General features: G+C 47.6%; 5 protein-coding genes. All 5 read left to right on the top strand.

What is annotated here, in order from left to right:
* Window positions 1-648, top strand: a 648-nt coding sequence (locus tag BLS03_RS25160; protein ID WP_143015701.1) for a phage portal protein, incomplete at its 5' end; no start/stop codon positions are given.
* Window positions 641-1954 carry a S49 family peptidase gene (locus tag BLS03_RS25155; RefSeq protein ID WP_093279581.1) on the top strand — a complete coding sequence of 438 codons (1314 nt, stop codon included), beginning with the start codon at window positions 641-643 and terminating at the stop codon, window positions 1952-1954. The genes BLS03_RS25160 and BLS03_RS25155, both read left to right, overlap by 8 nt.
* A gap of 16 nt (window positions 1955-1970) precedes the next feature.
* Window positions 1971-2330 carry a head decoration protein gene (locus BLS03_RS25150; RefSeq protein ID WP_093279580.1) on the top strand — a complete coding sequence of 120 codons (360 nt, stop codon included), beginning with the start codon at window positions 1971-1973 and terminating at the stop codon, window positions 2328-2330.
* 38 nt (window positions 2331-2368) lie between these two features.
* Window positions 2369-3409 carry a major capsid protein gene (locus tag BLS03_RS25145; protein WP_093279579.1) on the top strand — a complete coding sequence of 347 codons (1041 nt, stop codon included), beginning with the start codon at window positions 2369-2371 and terminating at the stop codon, window positions 3407-3409.
* Between the two features lie 60 nt (window positions 3410-3469).
* A complete protein-coding gene (locus BLS03_RS25140; protein ID WP_093279578.1) occupies window positions 3470-3931 on the top strand; it encodes a hypothetical protein in 462 nt (153 codons plus the stop codon).
* The last annotated feature ends 183 nt before the right edge of the window (window positions 3932-4114 follow it).

Below are 4114 nucleotides of genomic sequence, written 5' to 3'. Positions count from 1 at the left end.
AACCAAGCAGATTACTACTCGGCTCAGAACATCAAGTTTAATGGCGTAAAGGCGCCGCATTTGTATCCTGGTGACAAATTTAACCTGCATTCAGCAGGTAATGCCGATAATGGTTTTTCAGCGTTGGAAGCATCGATCATTCGTTATATTGCAGCTGGTCTTGGACTTGACTACGCGCAGCTATCGAAAAACTACAGTCAAATGTCGTACAGCACGATTCGCGCTGCACACAATGATTCTTGGCGTTACTTCATGGGGCGCCGAAAAATCATAGCTAACCGCTTAGCGAACCAGATCTTTGGTTTGTTGTTTGAAGAAATGGTGGTCCGTAAGTACATCACTTTGCCATCGAAAGCCCGTTATTCATTCCAAGAGCGCCGATCAGCTTGGACTAAATCCGATTGGATTGGTTCTGGCCGTTTAGCGATTGATGGATTGAAAGAGGTTAAAGAATCCGTATTGCGTATTGAGTCTGGTTTATCGACCTACGAGCGTGAAATGGCAATTCTTGGTGAAGATTATCAAGAAACCTTTGAACAGCAGGTTCGCGAAATGGAAGAGCGCAAAGCGAACGGCTTACCACCTCCAAGTTGGATGGCATTGCAGGCGCTTGCGCCAGACAATCAAGATGGAAAAGTGAATGAGTAATTATCAACACCTCTTAACCAAAGCGTTCAATACACCGCTGGCGGTGGATGCGTCCTACGCTCGAACCTTTTTCTCAGCCTTGGCGAACCGAATTGGTGGTATAGACAAACTGGTCGATGTTAATGGCCAGACGCTGGATGCCTCAGCGATGCAAATTGAGGCATCGAGCTACAGCAACAACCGACCTACCAGCCGAAGTTATCAAGAAGTGAATGGTATCGCGGTGATCCCGATTAGCGGCTCGCTAGTTCATAAACTTGGTGCTTTGCATCCTTATTCGGGAATGACGGGTTACGACGGCATTTTACGTAAGCTCAACGAAGCGATGCATGATGATGATATTCGCGGTGTGATGCTCGATATCGATTCACCAGGTGGCATGGTGTCGGGTTGTTTTGATCTCGCCGATATCATTGCGCGTTACCGTAATGCCAAGCCAATTTGGTCATTGGGTTATGACATGCATTGCTCAGCCGCGCAGATGATTGCCTCGTCCTGCTCTCGCCGGTTGATAACTCAAACAGGTACCGCAGGCTCGGTTGGCGTGATTATGGCGCACACCAATATCGAAAAACTGCTGGATAAGCAAGGTGTCGAAATCACCTTAATCACAGCAGGTAAGCATAAAGCCGATGGCAATCCATACGAAAAGCTGCCGAAAGCGGTGCAGGATAAATGGGAAAACCAGCTTGAAACCCTTCGTCAAAGCTTTGCTGCGAAAGCTGCTGGCTTTATGGGTAAGGACGTTAGTGACATTTTGGCTACTGAAGCTGAAATGTACGAAGGTCAAGCGGCCATCGATATCGGTTTTGCGGATGAACTGGTTAACGGCGCTGATGCTATCTCAGTGATGAGTGAGCATCTGAATAATTTGAATACAACTACTGTCGATATGGGAGCTTCCATGACACAACAAGCACAAGAAACAAAGAAAGCCGCTGCAGCGCCATCGGAAGAGAATACCGTTGAACAGCCGCAAGTAGCATCATCACCATCTGCAGATGCGTCGACGTCCGATAAATCGGCGGTAGACGCTGAGCGTGATCGTGTCATGGGCATCATTGGCTTGCCAGAAGCGCAAGGTCGTGAAGCTTTGGCGCATAAACTGGCGGGTAATCCAGCGATTGATGTGGATACCGCGAAAGACTTATTGGCCGCGTCACCAGCCGCTGCAGCAATCGCCGATTCTAAAGCGCTCGCTGCCCTTGGTGCCGAACATGGCGAAACGCTTGGCGAGGATGTTAGTGATAACACCAATGACAAAGACGCCGATGCGATCGCTCTGCTGGTTAAAAACACCCACTAATTAGGAAGGTTGTGCAATGACCGAAGTTTACGATTACACGCCAGATTATTTTATCGCTGGTGACGAACCCCTACGCACAGGTTTAGCGACCGTTGCCGCAGGACAGACTTTTGAACGCCTCACACCGCTAATGCTGCAGAAAGATTCTGGCGGCGGTGAAGACACCAGCTTGCTGGTTGTTTGGGATGGTACGCCGGGTGCAGCGGTGGCAATGTCGGCGAAAGCCGTTGAAGCCCTTGCAGCGGATACCGCAGTGCCGTTTTACAAAACTGGCTGTTTCCGTACCAGCTTTGTGCAATGGCCTGATGGCGTATCGGACACGCTGAAACAAGCGGCGTTCCTCGGAAGCCCAATCAGTGTAAACGACGAGCTTTAAGCTCGTTTTTTTGGCAGCTAATTAATTAGAGAGTTCTTATGCCTGATTTATTTACTCCCCGACAGCTTCTAGGAGCTATCTATCAGAAAGGGGTCCGTCGCGATTCCTTCTTTAAGCGCATGTGGTTTAGTGAAGTACATACCTTTTCCACTGAAAAGGTTGATTTGGATATGGTTCCAAGCAAAACCAAAATTGCGGCTTACTGTTCACCGATGATTGGTGCGGTCGCTGATCGCTCTCAAGGTTTTTCTACGTCATCGTTTAAACCTGCGTATGTGAAGTCAAAGCATCCAGTCAACAGCAACATGACAATCAAGCGACTTCCTGGTGAAGATTACGCATCACCAAAAAGCCCGGCAGATCGTCAAGCAGCGTTAGTGATGCAAAACATCAAAATGGAAAACCAGGCGATTGAAGATCGTGAAGAGTTGATGTGTGCTGAAATGATTTTGACGGGTAAGACGGTGATTGACAGCGAATACATCGAAAAACCTTACGAAATCGACTCCTTGCGCAATGAAGCAAACACGGTGGTACTTGCTAGTGATGAAGTCAAATGGAACAAGGTTGATACTGAAACGCATGATCCTACCGACGACTTCGACACATGGGCCGAAGCTGCTGAAGGTTTGATTGATATCGCCGTGATGGATAAAAAAGCCTGGTCTTACTTCAAAAAGTTCAAAGCGGTTAAAGATGCATTGGATACGAAGCGTGGTTCAAGTTCTCAGCTTGAAACTATGTGTAAAGACCTTGGCAAAACCGTCAGCTACAAAGGCATGATTGGTGATGTCGCTGTGGTAGTGGTTAGTGAAGAGTACATTGACCGCGCCGGCGTAACACAAAAAGTCATGCCGGATAACACGGTGATTCTTGGTCATACTTCCGCTCGAGGCCTCGCATTGTATGGTGCTATTCAAGACCTTAACGCGCAAAACGAAGGCTTAGATGAAGCTGAACGTTATGCTGCTGACTGGATCGAAGGTCACGACCCTGCTATACGTCTCACCAAAGTAGAGTCGGCACCTGCGATGTACATGGCGGATACCAATCATTTTGTGGTGATCACAGTCGCTTAACCATGAGTCATGGGACCACGGTCCCATGACTTTATTCTGGCTTTAACATAGGACACTCACATGTCTCAAGTAGAAACACTGAAAAAGCACATTGATGGTTTGTGCGAAGAGCTTGGTATTCAAACGCCGCCGTACAAAAGCAACGCTACGGTAAAAGAGCTTCAAAAAATCATTGATGATCTCGAAGCACAGTTACCTGAGGAAGATGATTCTGACGACGAAACAGGCGTCTCTGCTGACAATGAAGCAGCGGATGCTGGCGACGATGATATTGCTTCTGGTACCGAAATTAGTGCGGTATCCGAGTCTGATTTGCCAGACGATGCGGTTGTCGAAGACAAAGGCGTTGAAGTGAGCGCGAACAGTTCTGGCGACATCGAAATCAAAGCACACAAGTACACCATCGAACTTGTTTCTCATGGTGAGCGTGTGAAGATCGTGAAAGGCAAGTCGGCTTTCGTTGAAGAGAAAGTGGCGGTGAAAGTGGTTGATGATGGCCACGCCTCGTTTTTCAGCAAATAACGTTTCGTTCTATTTTCCTAAAGGCGCGTTTATCGCGCCTTTTTTAATGGTGACACCATGAACTTAGATTCAATTTTTGATGCAGCACTGACCAAATGCGATCAGGCTGTTGAGAATGTTATGGCATCCAAATTTCGCCTGCGCCTGCGTGATGGGACAAATTTTGATATCAAAGCAATCTTT

Origin of the sequence: Vibrio xiamenensis (assembly GCF_900100015.1) — a bacterium.
GTDB lineage: Bacteria > Pseudomonadota > Gammaproteobacteria > Enterobacterales > Vibrionaceae > Vibrio > Vibrio xiamenensis.
Note: the sequence above shows the minus strand (reverse complement) of the source record. Positions and strands in the feature narration are given on the sequence as shown.

Excerpts from the sequence above, each read along its gene's own strand:
- BLS03_RS25150 (WP_093279580.1), top strand. The coding sequence starts at position 1,971 with ATGACCGAAGTTTACGATTACACGCCAGATTATTTTATCGCTGGTGAC.
- BLS03_RS25155 (WP_093279581.1), top strand. The coding sequence starts at position 641 with ATGAGTAATTATCAACACCTCTTAACCAAAGCGTTCAATACACCGCTG.
- BLS03_RS25140 (WP_093279578.1), top strand. The coding sequence starts at position 3,470 with ATGTCTCAAGTAGAAACACTGAAAAAGCACATTGATGGTTTGTGCGAA.
- BLS03_RS25145 (WP_093279579.1), top strand. The coding sequence starts at position 2,369 with ATGCCTGATTTATTTACTCCCCGACAGCTTCTAGGAGCTATCTATCAG.